Annotated in this window: 12 protein-coding genes and 1 pseudogene; 7 read left to right on the forward strand and 6 right to left on the reverse strand. The window is 46.3% G+C overall.

Features of this window, described 5'->3' with window-relative positions; translation table 11 throughout:
- Nucleotides 1–476, reverse strand: a pseudogene (locus tag FT643_RS17350) (helix-turn-helix domain-containing protein); the annotation flags it as partial.
- Nucleotides 473–973, reverse strand: coding sequence for a transposase (locus FT643_RS17355; protein WP_156872691.1), 501 nt, complete (start codon nt 971–973; stop codon nt 473–475). The pseudogene FT643_RS17350 and the gene FT643_RS17355, both read right to left, overlap by 4 nt.
- A gap of 77 nt (nt 974–1,050) precedes the next feature.
- Here FT643_RS17355 and FT643_RS17360 point away from each other — a divergent pair, with 77 nt between their 5' ends.
- On the forward strand, nt 1,051–4,701 hold the full coding sequence (locus FT643_RS17360; protein ID WP_198043645.1) for a tetratricopeptide repeat protein: 3,651 nt from the start codon (nt 1,051–1,053) through the stop codon (nt 4,699–4,701).
- Between the two features lie 146 nt (nt 4,702–4,847).
- Here FT643_RS17360 and gyrB read toward each other — a convergent pair whose 3' ends face one another.
- Genes gyrB through dnaA form a run of 4 tightly spaced genes read right to left on the reverse strand, consistent with a single transcriptional unit; the run spans nt 4,848 to nt 10,946 of the window.
- A complete protein-coding gene (gyrB, locus tag FT643_RS17365) occupies nt 4,848–7,271 on the reverse strand; it encodes a DNA topoisomerase (ATP-hydrolyzing) subunit B (protein WP_156872692.1) in 2,424 nt (807 codons plus the stop codon).
- 45 nt (nt 7,272–7,316) lie between these two features.
- Nucleotides 7,317–8,426, reverse strand: coding sequence for a DNA replication/repair protein RecF (gene recF, locus FT643_RS17370; protein ID WP_156872693.1), 1,110 nt, complete (start codon nt 8,424–8,426; stop codon nt 7,317–7,319).
- Nucleotides 8,427–8,431: 5 nt separating this feature from the next.
- On the reverse strand, nt 8,432–9,535 hold the full coding sequence (dnaN, locus tag FT643_RS17375; protein WP_156872694.1) for a DNA polymerase III subunit beta: 1,104 nt from the start codon (nt 9,533–9,535) through the stop codon (nt 8,432–8,434).
- 31 nt (nt 9,536–9,566) lie between these two features.
- The gene (gene dnaA / locus FT643_RS17380; protein ID WP_411267817.1) at nt 9,567–10,946 is read right to left on the reverse strand and encodes a chromosomal replication initiator protein DnaA; all 1,380 of its coding nucleotides are present in this window, start codon (nt 10,944–10,946) and stop codon (nt 9,567–9,569) included.
- 601 nt (nt 10,947–11,547) lie between these two features.
- Here dnaA and rpmH point away from each other — a divergent pair.
- From rpmH to FT643_RS17410, 6 genes are read left to right on the forward strand one after another with little or no spacing between them, the layout of a single operon-like run.
- Nucleotides 11,548–11,682, forward strand: coding sequence for a 50S ribosomal protein L34 (rpmH, locus tag FT643_RS17385; RefSeq protein WP_156872696.1), 135 nt, complete (start codon nt 11,548–11,550; stop codon nt 11,680–11,682).
- A 14-nt stretch (nt 11,683–11,696) separates the two neighbouring features.
- Nucleotides 11,697–12,101 carry a ribonuclease P protein component gene (gene rnpA, locus FT643_RS17390; protein WP_198043646.1) on the forward strand — a complete coding sequence of 135 codons (405 nt, stop codon included), beginning with the start codon at nt 11,697–11,699 and terminating at the stop codon, nt 12,099–12,101.
- Nucleotides 12,098–12,352, forward strand: a complete 255-nt coding sequence (gene yidD, locus FT643_RS17395; protein ID WP_156872697.1) for a membrane protein insertion efficiency factor YidD — start codon at nt 12,098–12,100, stop codon at nt 12,350–12,352. The genes rnpA and yidD overlap by 4 nt, the downstream gene beginning before the upstream one ends.
- Before the next feature lie 2 nt (nt 12,353–12,354).
- Nucleotides 12,355–14,064 (forward strand): membrane protein insertase YidC, encoded by a 1,710-nt coding sequence (gene yidC / locus FT643_RS17400; protein WP_156872698.1) that lies wholly within the window; start codon nt 12,355–12,357, stop codon nt 14,062–14,064.
- A gap of 25 nt (nt 14,065–14,089) precedes the next feature.
- The gene (mnmE, locus tag FT643_RS17405; RefSeq protein WP_156872699.1) at nt 14,090–15,475 is read left to right on the forward strand and encodes a tRNA uridine-5-carboxymethylaminomethyl(34) synthesis GTPase MnmE; all 1,386 of its coding nucleotides are present in this window, start codon (nt 14,090–14,092) and stop codon (nt 15,473–15,475) included.
- A 50-nt stretch (nt 15,476–15,525) separates the two neighbouring features.
- The gene (locus FT643_RS17410; protein WP_198043647.1) at nt 15,526–16,857 is read left to right on the forward strand and encodes an arylsulfotransferase family protein; all 1,332 of its coding nucleotides are present in this window, start codon (nt 15,526–15,528) and stop codon (nt 16,855–16,857) included.

The following is a 16,857-nucleotide window of genomic DNA, read 5'->3' on the forward strand; positions in this document are numbered from 1 at the left end:
TACCATTGGCCTTTCACCGGGCCAGGCAGCCATGAAACGTCCCAGGTCCAAACCTGATTGGGCGCGTTGGCTGTGTGCGTTGTAGCGATCCGTTTTCGCTGCGGCGTCTTCTGGCGGCCCCTATGATGTACCTGATCGTATTCGTGCAGTACCCGATAGAATGTGGATTCCGAAGCCCAGTAACGGCCTTGATCCATCTGGTCTGCAACAATAAACGCTGGTGAGCAGCTTTTGTATTGGGTCTGATTACAGAGCTCCATGATGGCCAGACGTTCCTCCGGGCTTAGTTTGTTATTTGGTGTCGGTCTGTCGGCCAGGGGGCGTCGATCCGCCTGCACCTGACCCTCACTTGTCCACCGTTGATAAGTGCGCACACTGAGGTTCAGCAAGTCGCACGCATTTACCAGCCGGGCACCGTTACTCTGCGCTTCTTGAATCAGGGCAACGGTTTGCTGGCGATCCGGGAGGCTGGTCAATCGTCCTCGTCTTGGGTGCCCCAGATCGCCTCGGCTTTTTTTGACAAGGTCAACAAGGCAGCCGTTTCAGCCAGCGCTTTTTCCTTGCGGTGTAGCTCTCGCTCCAGTTTCTTAATCCGACGCTTGTCCATTTGAGCGGCTTGACGAGACTGCTTTGTCTGTGCGTCCGATTCTGCATTGGCGCCCATACACGCCTGTTTCCAAGCTTCAATTTGTTCTGGATAAATGCCATGCTTTCGACAATAGGCACTCAGCTCAGCCTCCGTCATTGATGCGGTTTCCAGCACCATGCGGAATTTCTCTTCACTGGACCACTTGTCCGGTTTGGCGGAATTGGATGGCAAAACAATACCTCGTTCTCTTGCGGCTTTTCGCCAATTATACAGGGTTGCTTTGCTGATGCCTTCCTCTCGGGCTACTTCGGCAACGGTCGTGCTGTGGGGCGGGGCCATCCGCCTGAGTATCGCTTCTTTACGCTCTGGGGAGTATCTTTGCATTGTCGTCCTCTGAAAAGTTCAGGTGACAACAAGGCTGACAGATAGGGAAAGAGAATGAAGAGCTACATCTCCGCCTAATGAGACGGTTGGTCAATGGTATTTACCAAACAAAAGACCAAGACAAAATAAATGAGCTTTTTTCTTTCTTATCAGGAAAACCCAAGTGCTTTGATAGCCTTTTGGATCTGTGTTTTTCCATATGTATTGACCAATACCCATCGGATTTAGTAAGAGCCGCTTTCAAGACTGTTATTGATTGGGCAGAAAATGAAGGCGATAACTTAGATTTTTCAGACAGGTTGTTAGTTACTGAGCTGGACTTCAGAACCAACAGCAGTATAGAGAAAACTGAAAAGTGGTTTAAAAAATTAGAACAGCCAAAACTGTATAAACATGGCCTGTATGGTCAATGGAAAAACTTAAGTCCGTTCATAGATAGAATTCGATTCAACAGGTTATTAGCAGCACAAGGTCAAAACCAAGACCCGCTTAAAGTTGTACCCAACGAAAGTGATCAGAAGTACACAGGAAACGTCCTGTTTGAACGCGGCGTGACTAGGTTTTCGAGTATTTGGGGGAGAGCTTGGGCTGGAGAGCAACTATCGCCCAGTTTTATCGTTCAAGAGATAAAGCCATCATTCGAATTAATGCGAAAACCATACAGTCAGACAAGAGATTGGACTGGGTGGTATGAATTTGAAGCAGCAGCCGTAGATTACTTTAACTTTGCTATAAGGGCTACTTCACAGCATGGACATGATTGTATCCAGGCTTTAGCTGGAGCTTTTATAGAAGATTGGGATAGACGATATTGGCCAACTGGTTGGCGAAGAGAAATCGCCTTCACCTTATACAAAGAAGGGTATAGTCGAAATGGCTTAGTTAGTGTTCTGGATCAAATCGAAAAAGAGATACCCGATTTCGATGAAATTCACTCCAAGATATCCGAATACTATGAGCTTGCCATAGTTTGGTCAAAGATTGGTGAGCCAGATAGAGCCGCCCGCTTAGTGCCAAAAATTTTTATGGGATCTTTTGGAATATACCATAGAAAAGATAGACAATTCTCTCACTGGGTGTCATGGCTAGCTAAGTTCACCACCCAACATCCTGATTTGGCCTACGATGACATATGCCGATTTTCCTCGGCTCTAGTTAGTTTGGAACAATCTGGTAATGGTCGTGGTACTCAAGAGGCGGGACGTGATCTGCTCGCGGTAGTCACCTGTTGGAACCTTCAATACGGTTTGAAGCTTTTAAGTTGGCTGTTCAATCAAAAAGGTCTTCACTATGCCCCAGGGTTAACAGGGCTCTTGTCTGGAATGCTTGCTCGCTCTAACCCATCGTTTAGAGAAATATCCACGACAATAAGAAAATTACTTATTCCCTTCGAAGAGTACAATCCCTCCAATTTGTCTAAACAGTTTGTATCGCTTTACGGTATGTTACCTTGTAGGGGTGAAAACGAAGAGATTGAAAAACTGATCACCGCAGTGAAAACGCATTCACTACCCTCAAATCGATATTCCTGGTTGGAAGGCATTGCACTTGGCGCGCGCGAAGCGGGTATAGACAATAGTGAGTATGCATCTATAGCTATTTCTACACCGCAGGAAAAGCATGTCACCAGTGAACCCTCTCTGAAGTTAAAAACGGGGGAAAAGCTTACGGATGAAGAAGCTCAACTGAAAGTAAACTCAGTGGAAAGCCTATTTAAACTTGTGCGATCTGTAGAGTCTGTCGAATATTTTCGATGGGTTAATCTAGTTCAACCATTTTTAAAAACAATGGATGCTATTCAATTAGATGAACTTCATAAACTTCTGCAACCTTTTAACCCAGATAACAACGTTGTTTCTTCTATTACCGGCGAATTGTCTAAGAGGGGTGAAGTAGATAGAGCTATCAAGTTGCTCGAAGATTTAATTGAGAATTCAGATGCTAAAGGTTGGGATTTACATTGGGACGGAGGCTCTAGGCAGGCCATATTCAAAACGCTTGTTGAAATTGATAGTAAAGAGTGGCGACCTAAAGCACTTTCTAGCTTAGTTGATGATTACATAAGTGAATACCGGTATCCAAGCAGTTTGATTTGGAACCTGGAAGAGATTGTCGATATCCTCTTCGAAGATAAAGACGTACTGCCTGTCTGGAGAGAGATTGTAGATCATGTATATCAGCTAGACGATTTTGACCAGAGTAGTACTCCACCCGCACTTCAGGATAGTCATGAAGATCCGAGTGACTCTAGCCTACTGATTCAGTTTTCCTTCGATATGTTCGATGTAGGTATTCCTGAATTAGCACACATGGCTCACCAAGCAATAGTTGAGTTTTCTATAGTTGAGGAAAATTGGCCTGAAATTCATCAGCAAATTGCAAAAAGAATCAACAAAGTTGGATTGACACAGATAAAAGTAATGTCTTTGCTAAATAGCTTAGCAAATGATTGCGAGGGCTTTGTTTCTCAGTTTATAACTGAAATATCTTCTCTCTGTGCATCGGAAAACTTTAGTGTGCGGATGCTTGCCTTGAATTTATCTAATAAGTTAGAAGTTGAAGGCAGCTTGCCTCCAAATGAGCGATCAAAACTGCCCTTGGTATACGAGCTGGAATTACCAAAATTTGAGAATAGAAAAGAAGCTATTCCTTTTTCCGCTATGCGGCCAGGTGAAACATTACCTGATATCAATGATCCAATTGAGCTGCTTAGGCCTTTAACATCCGAAGCTAAGCTCGTGGCTAAAATGGCAAACCTGCCGTTTGAGAATCTGGCTTTTAGAGCGTCTGAGCTTATGAAAACTCTAATTCCAGAAGGTGAATGGAATAAACAGGCAGAAGAAGCTTATAGAAAATGGATGGAAGGATTTGGACTCAAACTCACCTACCATAGGCTACGTCCAAAAGTTGCAAAGCTAGCGCTATCTTATGTTGTATCAGAATTAATAGATGGTGGGCGAATACCTCTCCAAAAACAAGAACTCTATTTATTGGATGCTATTTTTAAACGAAGTGACGAATTTCTGTTAGCCCTTAATCCAACTATTCGGCCAGAATGCATTGTTGTCCCACAAGCTAGAAATCGAGAGATATCTCACAATCACGATGAATGGCTCGGAGATATCGAACAAGCCTTTTCACACTTTGTTATCAGTCTCAACACTGGACAAGAAATTTTAGGTGAACTCACAACCTGGGTTTGGATGGATTGGGACATGCCAACCGAAACTCGCATGTCTACAGTCTGTCATCCACAGTGGAATAATAATGCAGATATTGAGACGCCCTTTGCTTTATTTCCAAGCATGATGAATTGGTCTGCAAACGATTATCCAGATATTTCTTCCACTAACGATCCCTCATTAGTTATTTACGGCTCTGGTTCTTATATTGATCACGGTGGTCTCGAATGGCTAGCGCTGAACCCTTCCGTTGGATATTCACTTGGGTGGTCATTATCACAGAAAGGCCTATTCCAATGGGTTAATGAGAAGGGGGATATTATGGTTGAAAGCGTCTATTGGAAAGATGGCCCAATTTCCAGACTACCACCTAAAATGGACGATATTTGTTCAAATGGTTGGCTTGTTGTTGCGTCACATGAAGCTGTTGAACAAATTCGAGAAGTTATCGGTGAGGCCGCACGCGTGAATATCGTTACCAGGAGCTATGGAAAGGGCTCTTACGAGCCCACAACTAACTCTGTCCAAAAAAGATGTCGTTGGTAGGTGTTATTTTTGAATTTAGTTGAGTGATACCTTTGTCCTCAATAAGCCGCTACTTCCTTTCTTAATGAGTTCATGAATTACGAGACACTAGTTCACGATTGTGAGACCTCAGTTCACGAATTATGAGATCCCACAACTTACTTATGCTATATATCCAGATTCGACACATTCAGCGCGTTGGTTTCGATAAAGTCGCGACGCGGTTCCACGTGATCACCCATCAGAGTCGTGAAGATCTGATCGGCAGCAATCGCATCCTCGATTTTCACTTGCAGCATACGGCGAGTTTCCGGATCCATAGTGGTCTCCCATAGCTGATCCGGGTTCATTTCGCCCAACCCTTTATATCGTTGAATTCCATGACCTTTTTTCGATTCTGTCATTAACCATTCTAAGGCTTGTGCAAAGTTATCCACCGCCAACGTTTTCTCACCCCGTTTTACGTACGCGCCTTCCTCAAGCAAGCTCTGCAGCTTATCCCCCAATGCCTTGATCGCTATATAGTCTTCCGAAATTACAAACTCTTTTGAAAACGTATATTCGGTCGGAATCCCATGAGCTATTTGCACCACCTGGGGCATAAACAGATGACGTTCCTTGTCTTCCAGAACGGAGACTTCATAACGCTCAGTCTGACTCGCATTTGCAACCAGATGAGCGGATAAATCCTGAGCCCATGCTTCGATAGCCGACGCATCATTAAAGTCCGACTCTTCCAGTTTTTTCGCATACACCAGTTGCTGGAGTACAAAGGCCGGATAAACACGGGATAACCTGTCTATACGCTTGAACACATTGCGGTATTCCTTAACCAGTGCTTCCAGGCCGGAACCGGATATGCCCGGTGCGTCTGCATTAACGTGTAAGCTGGCATCATCCAAGGCGGCTTGCGTTAAGTAATTTTCAAGGGCTGCGTCATCTTTCAAATATTGCTCTTGTTTACCTTTCTTTATTTTATAGAGCGGGGGCTGCGCAATATAGATATACCCACGTTCGATCACCTCCGGCATTTGGCGAAAGAAAAACGTCAGCAGCAAAGTCCGGATGTGGCTACCATCCACGTCCGCATCCGTCATGATGATAATGGAATGGTAGCGGCATTTATCCGGGTTATATTCGTCTTTACCTATGCCGCAGCCCATCGCCGTAATTAAGGTGCCCACTTCAGCAGAAGATAACATTTTATCAAATCGGGCTTTCTCAACGTTCAGGATTTTACCTTTGAGAGGCAGTATTGCCTGGGTTCTGCGGTCTCGACCCTGTTTCGCCGAGCCACCCGCAGAATCACCCTCCACCAGGTAAAGTTCAGAAAGGGCAGGGTCCTTTTCACGACAATCCGCTAGTTTCCCGGGCAACCCAGCAATGTCCAGCACACCCTTACGCCGGGTCATTTCACGGGCTCGTCGGGCTGCATCCCGCGCCCTGGCTGCATCTATGATTTTATTACAGATGTTCTTCGCGTCATTGGGGCTTTCCAACAAGTATTCGTTCAGCTTTTCCGTCATATGCTGCTCTACAACGGGTTTGACTTCGGAGGACACCAACTTATCTTTGGTTTGAGAAGAAAACTTGGGATCAGGGACCTTCACCGACACAATTGCAGTCAAACCTTCACGGGCGTCGTCACCGCTTGTATTTACTTTGTGCTTCTTCTGCAGGCCTTCTTTCTCAATGTAGGTGTTCAAACATCGGGTGAGGGCAGAGCGGAAGCCCGCCAAATGGGAACCGCCGTCTCTTTGAGGGATATTATTGGTGTAACAGTAAATATTTTCCTGATATGAATCATTCCACTGCAATGCAACCTCAACGGAAATCCCCTCATCTTCTCGGTGCCCATCGAAGTAAAACACCTGGTTCAACGGCGTCTTATTCTGATTTAAGTATTCAACGAAGGCACTTAGGCCCCCTTCGTACTCAAATACATCCTCTGTGCCGGTTCGCTCATCAAATAACACGATACGAACCCCTGAGTTAAGGAATGACAGCTCCCGCAAGCGTTTTGCCAGAATGTCGTGGGAGAACTTGATGTTGGTGAACGTTTCCGGCGATGCCCAAAAATGCAGTTCTGTCCCGGTTGATTCGGTGTCACCTACCGCTGCCAGCGGAGCAACCGGGACACCGTCTTGGTAAACCTGCTCCCAAATTTTACCTTCACGGCGAACCGTTAGTTTCAACTTCGTAGATAGGGCGTTAACTACCGAAACACCCACGCCATGAAGACCACCTGATACCTTATAGGAGTTATCATCGAATTTGCCGCCCGCATGGAGGACGGTCATAATCACTTCAGCAGCAGATCGCCCTTCTTCCGGGTGCATATCAACCGGAATGCCGCGCCCGTTATCCGATACGCTAACGGACTCATCCGGGTGAATAACAACTCTTACTTCGGTGCAATGCCCTGCTAACGCTTCGTCAATTGAATTATCGACGACCTCAAATACCATGTGATGCAAGCCGGTGCCGTCGTCTGTGTCCCCTATATACATCCCCGGTCGCTTTCTAACTGCGTCTAATCCTTTGAGTACCTTTATATTAGAAGAATCATAAGTTTTATTGTCGTCGGACATATAATTTAGTCTCTCTCGGGCGGTGAATTCATATTCAATAGGGGGTTACTCGGCAGAAACCAGCTTCCCATGTTCCACGTGAAACATATGGTGTTCCGTGAGCTGCGATAGTAGCGTTTCATTAATACTTTGCTCACTAATGGCTGTTATAAAAGCCTGGCAGGGAAAATCCATAAGAAAGCGAGTCACATACTCAATGTTATTCTTGTCTAGTTCCGCGGGTAAATCGTCCAGCAACAGAACCGGTGAAATGGACCGCAAGGCCCTCATCACAGCTACCTGTGCGAGTCTAACCCCGTATAATACCAGCTTTTTCTGCCCTCTGGAGCATATATCTTTAGCCATGCCGTCTGACCAACTGATCACCATATCGGCTCTATGGGGCCCGTACAGGCAGGTTTTCCGTTCGATCTCGGTTCTCGCATTTAATTCCAGGCATTGGTATAAATCTGAATATTTCTGTTTATTCCAACCGGACTTGTACCGGAGCGATACGGGTTCAGCAATATTAAAATAGTTCGAGGCTATATTCTGAAATTGAGCGTTAAGCTCGGCTATGTACTTTCCACGCATATCGTCGATAAGTTGACCTTCGTTGACTAACTGTTGGTTCCAGTAGCTCAGATCGTTTTCGGATATGACTTTCGTTGACTTTAACAGCGCATTTTTTTGCTTGTAGACTCTTCTATATCGATGCCAAATATCAAGATAAGTATGTTCCACGTGAAACATACCCCAATCCAAAATAGAACGCCGCAAACCAGGGCCACCGTCAATAAGTTCAATCGAACCTGTATCAATACTGACAATAGGGAGCTTTATCGCCAACGATGAGATGCGCTTCTGTGTTTCTCCATCAATACGGGCGAGAGTAGAGCCATTCATCCCTTTCGAAATACCGAGTTTCTCGGGTCCGCTTCCGTTGCCAGGATTAACACCACCGAAAACTACTAACTCGGAAGCTGTGTGGGATATCACTTTTTTGGGATCGACAGACCGAAAAGAACGGCCGTTGGATAACAAGGAAATTGCTTCAAGAATGCTAGTTTTACCGCAGCCATTGCGGCCCACAATAAAGTTGGTTTTGGGGTGAGGGGAGATTTTGAGATGCTGGAGATTACGTAAATGAGTAACCTCCAGAGATTCCAGAAACATTCAGGCTATAGACGCATTGGCATAACTACATAAGACGCGGTCTCATCGTTAGCGTCGGTAATAAGAGCACTACTATTGGAGTCAGCCATCAGAATTTTAACGTTCTCGCTACGGATGACATTCATTACATCAAGCAGATAATTCACATTGAATCCAATCTCCAACTCCGCACCGTGATAATCAACGTTAATCGTTTCCTCTGCTTCTTCTTGCTCCGGGTTATTGGCGACCGTTGTGAGACTGCCATCCAACAACCTAATTCGGACGCCGCGATATTTTTCATTGGATAAAATGGAAACCCTCGAAAAACACTGCTTCATCTCGTCTTTATCGCTGATAACAGTTTTATCACTATTTTTAGGTAAAACACGCTCATAATCAGGGAATTTCCCATCAATTAGCTTGGAGGTGAAGCGTAAATCCGTATCTTCTACTCGAATATGATTACTACTCAAGGATACCGAAACATCCGCGTCCATATCAGTGAACAACTTGGACAGCTCAAGCACGCCTTTTCGTGGAACTATAGCCTGCACAGCTTGGTCCACTTCGCATTGGATTTCTGCATTACAAAGCGCTAGGCGATGCCCGTCAGTGGCCACAGCCCGGAGTAAATTGGCTGAAACCTCAAATAGCATCCCGTTCAGATAAAAACGAACGTCCTGTTGCGCCATCGCGAAACCGGTGCGGTCAATAACCGATTTCAAATAACCCTGGTTAATGGAAAAACGGGTAGTACCACTGGCATCTTCCAGATTTGGAAACTCGTTTGAGGGCAGGGTAGCCAGGCTAAACCGGCTACGACCGGCCTTCACCAATAACTTTTGGTCCTCAAGAATAAATTGGACGCTGCTTTCTTCGGGCAATGATTTACAGATATCCAATAACTTTTTCGCTGGAACTGTAATTTCTGCATTTTCAAACTGTGAGTCGAGGGTGACACGAGCGACCAATTCCACTTCCAGATCAGTGCCAGTGAGCAATAATTGATCACCATCAATCACCATCAACACGTTGGAAAGCACCGGCAATGTTTGCCGACGCTCCACAACCCCGGCAACCTGTTGCAGAGGTTTTAATAATTTTTCCCTTTCAATGGTAAAATTCATAACCTACCCCATAAGTTAGTAATCACTAACTCTATGATGTTAACGACCTTAAAAGATTAGTATAGTCTTCTCTTACATCGGAGCTCTCTTCTCTTAGCTCCTTTATCTTGCGACACGCATGCAACACGGTAGTGTGATCCCGGCCGCCAAAGGCATCACCGATTTCAGGCAAACTGTGGTTGGTTAACTCCTTTGCCAGCGCCATTGCAATCTGGCGCGGCCGCGCAACAGAACGACTGCGTCGCTTTGACAAAATATCAGCCATCTTGATTTTAAAATACTCGGCTACGGTACGCTGTATGTTATCTATGCTAACTTGTTTTTCCTGCAGTGCCAGAAGATCTTTTAACGATTCTTTCACAAATTCCAGAGAGATCGGCTTGCCCGTGAAGTGTGCATTCGCTATCACACGCTTCAGCGCGCCTTCTAATTCCCGTACATTTGAACGTACCCGCTGGGCGACAAAAAAAGCAGCTTCGTCCGGCAAATTAATTTTAGCCTGTTCTGCCTTCTTCATTAATATGGCCACCCGGGTTTCTAGCTCCGGGGGCTCGACTGCAACCGTCAATCCCCACCCGAAACGCGATTTCAAACGTTCCTCAACCCCCATGATCTCTTTCGGATAACGGTCACTGGTCAAGATCATTTGCTGACCGCCTTCCAGCAAGGCATTAAAGGTATGGAAAAACTCTTCCTGGGAACGCTCTTTACCCGCAAAGAACTGGATATCATCAATCAATAGCGCATCGACCGAACGGTAAAAGCGTTTGAATTCATTGATCGCATTAATCTGTAGCGCTTTCACCATATCAGCAACAAAGCGCTCTGAATGCAGATACACCACCTTGGCATTCGGGTTCTGCGTCATCATGAAATTACCCACAGCGTGCATCAAGTGGGTCTTACCTAAGCCGACACCACCATAAAGAAAAAGAGGGTTATAGGCCTGTCCCGGATTCTCTGCAACCTGGGTAGCGGCAGCCCTGGCCAACTGGTTCGATTTACCTTCGACAAAGCTACTGAATATAAAGGAAGGATTAAGATTGGTTTTATGTTTAATCGTGCCGCCAACATCCACTTCACGTTTGGGCGGCTTAGGTCTGGTGTCCGGTAAATCCAGTTCACTTTGACCGCTGTTATCTGACCGCCGCGACACATCATGAGCTACCACGGTCACACTGCGACCGGACGGGCCGGTAGAGGTATCCACCACGGACGCCGTGGGCCTGCTTTGACGGGAACCGATCGCCAACACCACCGTCAACGGCTCTTCATCTATAGCAATCTCTCTCATCAATTCCGAAATACGGTTGAGAAATTTTTCGTTGACCCAGTCCAGTACAAAACGATTCGGCGCCAGCAGCCTTAATTGAGGACCGTCTTCCTCCGCCTGAAGTGGGCGAATCCACATATTAAACTGTTGCGAAGGCAATTCTTCCTGTAAACGGTCAAGGCATTGCCCCCAGAGCGAACTTCCCACTTGGCAGCCCCCGGTAAAAATCAGAAAAGGTAAATTGAAGAGGAATGATATACCCCGAATCTCGACTTATCCACAGCTGAGGAAAAGATTTTTTGACGCAGAATATTCATTTTTGGTTGAAAAATTTCGTTTGTGGATAAGTCCTGAACAAAGTACGTTGAATCCTGGGTGCGAAAAGTGGGTTAAATCGGGTTTTACCCACATGGTAAGGTTATCCACAATTCCATCCGCAGCTTTCGGTCAGCTAATACCGTTTTTTGCCACACAGTTATCATTCGTCTAACTATCTGTTTTAATTATATTTTAATAGGTTATCCACAGAAACTATCAACACTAATAACAACAATCATAAAAATATCTTTATATATATTAATATTATTATTACGACCTGTGGACTGTTGAAAACCCAGATGATTTTCCCCATTGACATCCGCATCCCGGCGCCATAGAATTGCGCCTCATTTTTCAGTGATGATGTTCTGTCCATCCGGACAAATAAACGTCATTTAACTCAAGTTAAAGTGGTTTCGACATGAAAAGAACATTCCAGCCCAGCAACCTGAAGCGCAAAAGAAATCACGGCTTCCGTGCTCGCATGGCAACCAAAAGCGGACGTCAGATTCTGGCTCGCCGTCGCGCGAAAGGCCGTAAGCGTCTGTCTGCGTAAGATGATTCGGTGGCGTGAGCCCATTTTCGTTTCAACGCCACCAAAGACTTCTCAACCCTAGCGAATTCAAACGAGTTTTCGACGGGGTTGAAGGTCGTATCAGTCATACCTTTTTCCTGATTCTTGCCCGCCGTAGCGATCCCGAACAACCCGCCAGACTAGGTCTTGTCGTTGCCAAGAAGCATCTCAAACGAGCAGTAGACCGCAACGCCTTCAAACGTATCATAAGAAACGAATTCAGACTGTCCCAATCCCAATTGGCTGGCTTGGATATCGTGATATTAGCCCGTCCAGGCAGTGCCCAGATCCCACAGAAAGACCTGGCAGCCCAAATCAATAAATATTGGCCGAAACTGGTGCAACGCTGTCATAATCCCCCAGCACAGAAACCTACGCCGCGGGCAGAATCTCCGAAATGAAACAAATCGCTCTGATTCTAGTCACCTTTTACCGCAACGCGATCAGTCCGCTGATGCCGCCCCATTGCCGTTTTCATCCCACCTGCTCCTGTTATGCAGAGGAAGCTATTCAACACTATGGCATTGCACGCGGCAGCCTGTTAACCTTGCGGCGGCTGTCTAAATGTCATCCTTGGCATGAAGGCGGCTATGATCCGGTGCCCGGAACAGATACCCATCCAACCCACACTCATCCAAAAGACAGTAAGTAACGATGGACTGGCAACGAACAATATTGATTGGCGCTTTGGCGATTGTCTCCTACCTGATGATTCTGCAATGGCAGGAAGATTACGTAGGCTCCCCCCAAGCGAAGCAAGCAGATACTAATACACAAAGTTATCCACAGCCTTCAGACGACGAAGCTGGAGACGTACCTTCCGAAGCCAGTGTCGCAACCGAAGATGTTCCCGTGGATCCGGCAGTCGCCACCGAAGCCCCAGTAGTTGACGCGTTAACCCCCGCCAAAGGTATGATCCTGGTCGAAACTGATGTGCTGAAGGTGACCATTAATCCGGTCGGCGGCGATATTGTGCACGTTGGTCTCAAGGATTATCCGGTTTCACTGGAACGGCCGGACGTTCCTTTTACTCTGCTGGATTCAACTTCTGCGCATACCTACATTGCACAGAGCGGATTGATAGGACCCGATGGTCCGGATAGCAGCCAAGCTGGAAGACCGCAATACTCGAGTGCCAAAACCTCCTACTCGATGAGTGCTGATGCGGCGCAAGGGGAAACTCTCAAAGTTGATCTGCTGTTTAATCAGAAAAATGGCACTCAGATCAAAAAGACCTTTACGTTCAGCAAAGGCAGTTACGCGGTAAACGTTGATTTCACCATCGATAACCAGAGCAATGCAGCCTGGCAAGGGCTAATGTACGGTCAGATCAAACGTGACGGCACGCCGGACCCGGGCGTAGACAGCAACATTGGATTTGGTTTGCCGACCTTTCTTGGCGGAGCCTATTGGGATCAGGAAAAACGGTATAACAAAATTAAATTCGATGAGATGGCTGAATCGCCATTGAATAAACGGATACCCGGCGGCTGGCTGGCGATGGTTCAGCATTATTTTATGAGCGCCTGGATTCCGAATCAGGAACAGACACACCACTACACCACCCGGGTTGCCAAGGGATTCAATATAATTGGCTTCACCACACCGAAAGTGTCCGTAGCGCCTGGTACCAGTGAAACCTTATCAGCGCAATTTTATGCGGGTCCCAAAATCCAAAAAGTGTTGAAAGAATTGTTACCGGATAAAGGGCTGGATCTGGTGGTGGACTTCGGTCCGCTATTCTTCATATCCGAAATTCTGTTCTGGTTCCTTCAGCTTTTCCATAGCTGGACGGGCAATTGGGGCTTCGCCATTATTATGCTAACGATGATGGTAAAAGGGTTTTTCTTCTACCCCTCCGCATTGAGTTACCGTTCTATGGCCAAGATGCGGAAGGTCGCGCCGGAAATGACCCGTTTGCGTGAGCAATACGCTGATGACCGGCAAAAGCTGTCGCAAGAAATGATGGGCCTGTATAAAAAAGAAAAAATTAATCCATTGGGCGGTTGTTTACCCATTCTGATTCAAATGCCGGTATTTCTGGCTTTGTATTGGGCCTTGCTGGAAAGTGTGGAATTGCGCCAGGCTCCGTTCATGCTGTGGATAAATGATCTATCGGTAATGGATCCCTATTTTGTATTGCCATTAATCATGGGGGGCAGCATGTGGGTGCAGCAAATGCTCAACCCGGCTCCGCCCGATCCGATGCAAGCCAAGGTAATGAAACTAATGCCGATCATCTTCACTGTGATGTTCCTTTGGTTCCCGGCAGGTCTGGTATTGTATTGGGTAACAAACAACGTCCTGTCGATTACTCAGCAATACGTCATTACCAAGCGTATAGAAGCGGAAGGCAGTACGTAACTTTTTGGTCAGGATTCGATAGCCAATGAGCGCCTATCCTAATGAGACCATAGCGGCACAAGCGACACCGCCCGGCCGGGGCGGTGTCGGAATTATTCGTCTGTCCGGCCCCCAAGCTGAAAGCATTGCCCGTATCCTGTGTAAAAAACAAAATTCCTTCCGCCCACGTCACGCCCATTTCTGTCGCTTTCACGATGAACAAGGCCATGTTCTGGACGAGGGCTTAGCGCTGTTTTTTCCAGGTCCGAATTCCTTTACCGGAGAAGATGTGGTTGAACTGCAAGGCCATGGCGGGCCCGTCGTCATGGGCAGTCTACTAAATCAGGTGGTATCGCTGGGCGCTCGTGTGGCCCGCCCCGGAGAATTTTCAGAACGGGCATTCCTGAACGATAAAATGGATTTGGCCCAGGCGGAAGCGGTGGCCGATCTGATTGATGCATCGTCCCAACAAGCGGCACGCAGTGCGCTGCGTTCGTTACAGGGTGCCTTTTCAGATCGTATAAATCAGCTCGTTGAACAGCTTATAGAATTACGATTGTACGTTGAAGCCGCCATTGATTTCCCGGAGGAGGAAATCGATTTTTTGGCTGATGGCAAAGTAATGAACGACCTTAATGCCATTCTTGACCAAATAAATGCCGTATTTAAAGAAGCGAACCGCGGCGTATTAATGAAGGAAGGGATGAAGGTTGTGCTTGCCGGTAAACCCAATGCGGGAAAATCCAGCTTGTTGAACGCGCTATCCGGCCGGGAGACAGCCATCGTAACGTCCGTCGCCGGAACCACCAGGGATGTGTTGCGTGAACATATTCATATCGACGGAATGCCACTGCACATCACCGATACCGCCGGATTGAGAGAAAGCCCGGATGAAGTTGAACAAGAGGGTATCCGCAGGGCCTGGCAGGAGATACAACAAGCGGATCGGGTATTGGTTTTGATGGATGCCACTCAGCTGGCTTCGCTTCCAGATCCCGGCAACATTGGGTTATCCACTGTTTGGCCCGAGTTTGAAGCACAACTCCCGCCGGCAACACCGCTTACGTTGATTATCAATAAAACCGATCTAGCCGATATCCACATTAAAAAACCAAGCGAAGCCGTTGTTATAAAACTTTCAGCTAAAACAGGTGAGGGTGTTGATCAGTTACGGCAACACTTAAAATCGGTAATGGATTACGCTGGTGAAGGACACGGCAGTTTCACTGCACGACAACGACACCTGGATGCACTAAGCAAAGCAAAAACGGCGCTTCAGCAAGGGAAAGACCAGTTGCAATTCGCAGGCGCGGGGGAACTACTTGCAGAAGATCTGCGTCTTACTCAGGAATATCTGGGAGAAATTACCGGACGGTTTACACCAGATGATCTGCTCGGAAAAATCTTCTCCAGTTTTTGTATCGGCAAGTAGTCCACTGCTTAGCGGTTTAATCGATTCAAATTTCAGGGATGTATTCGGAAATGGAAGTAGACGCTCGATGGAAAAACGCCAACGGTTCAATACAACCCCCGCTAGTGATGTTCATTGTAAGCCTCATGCTTTTCAGTATGGTCTACGGCTTTTTTGCCAATCGGTATAATTGGTTTCCTGCATCGGTTATTAACAACGCTGTATTCGCATTTCATCAAATCAGCAATCCAGACAGTGATTGGACCATAACAGAAACGGATAAAACTGAGCTTGTTACTGTCGCTAAAGCAGATCTTATGGCACCGGGATTGACGAAAATTGTTAATGTCGAAGCGGATCGCAGTCTGGCAGTCAAAGTCATTAATTCCGGAGGTGAGGTGTTGCACCGCTGGAAAATTGAATGGCAGGATATCTGGCCTCAATCTCCCGATTATCTGAAAGAACGGGAAATACCAAAGGAGCGGCCGGGAACGCATATCCATGGCGCTCAAATCCTGGCTAATGGTGATTTGGTATTTAACTTTGAACACCTATCATTAGTTAGCCTGGATTCCTGTGGAAATCTAAATTGGAAGCTGCCTTACAGAACGCATCATTCGGTTTTTATCGATGACGATGAAAATATCTGGGTATCTGCACAACGAGATCATGAGGCTCCTATCCCGGAGTTACCGCTGATTCAACCTGGGTTTATCGAGCCTGTTCTATTAAAGGTGTCTCCCCAAGGAGAAATTCTTTTGGAAAAATCGGTATTTGATCTGTTGATCGATAACCGTCTTCAGGGCGCCTTATACGCCAATTCGATTGAAAATGACTTCCCCTATGTAAAAGGAGATATGTTTCATCTTAACGATGTGGAAGTGTTTACCGGCGACAAAAAAGAAGGCTTTTTTAAAAAAGGCGACGTGATGATTTCCCTACGTAATATAAATACGGTCTTTGTGTTCAATTCGGATTGGGAAATAAAATACCAAATGTCTTATGAGTTCGTGCGACAGCATGATCCGGATTTTTTTGACGGAAATACGATTACGTTATTTGATAACAATAATGTCGATTCCGATGCTAAAAAATCGCATAGCAGAATACTGGGTAAAAACGCAATAAGTGGCGAAACCAGAGTACTGTTTAAAGGCAACCGGGAGGTGCCCTTTTATTCCAATATAATGGGCAAACACCAGTGGCTAACAAACGGCAATCTGCTGATCAACGAATGGATGGGCCGGGCTATTGAAGTAACACCGGGCGGTGAATTGGCCTGGGAATACAATACAATCGTCAGTCCCGGAAAACTGGGTTTAACTGAGGAAGCGGAGCGCTTACCTCAGCAATTTAACGAAGAATATTTCAAAAATATAAAAAAGGAATGTGGAAAGCCCTGA

This window comes from Ketobacter sp. MCCC 1A13808 (assembly GCF_009746715.1).
Classification (GTDB): Bacteria; Pseudomonadota; Gammaproteobacteria; order Pseudomonadales; family Ketobacteraceae; genus Ketobacter.